At 38.1% G+C, this 247-nt stretch carries 1 protein-coding gene; it reads left to right on the top strand.

From position 1 onward, the window contains the following. Positions 1-43: 43 nt before the first annotated feature. On the top strand, positions 44-247 hold a 204-nt coding region (locus tag CBI42_RS11990), incomplete at its 3' end, for an ATP-dependent Clp protease proteolytic subunit (protein ID WP_179211444.1).

The raw sequence follows: 247 nt of genomic DNA, 5'->3' as shown, positions 1-247 counted from the left end.
TTTCCTGATTTGAAAGTTTCAGCAGTGGAAGGAGGTGATGATAATGACAACAGTACCAATTAAAGGTGTTGTATCTAGTGATGATGATGCTGAAGTATATGAATTCTTTGGCTATTCAACAGTTACTCCTTCCGCAGTTAAAGATGCGTTAAGCACTGCAAATGGTCAAAATATTGTTGCCGAAATTAATTCACCTGGTGGCGATGTGTTTGCCGGTTCTGAGATATATACCGCACTTAAGAATTAT

This window comes from Streptococcus sp. KR (assembly GCF_002238115.1).
Taxonomy (GTDB): Bacteria; Bacillota; Bacilli; order Lactobacillales; family Streptococcaceae; genus Streptococcus.
Note: the sequence above shows the minus strand (reverse complement) of the source record. Positions and strands in the feature narration are given on the sequence as shown.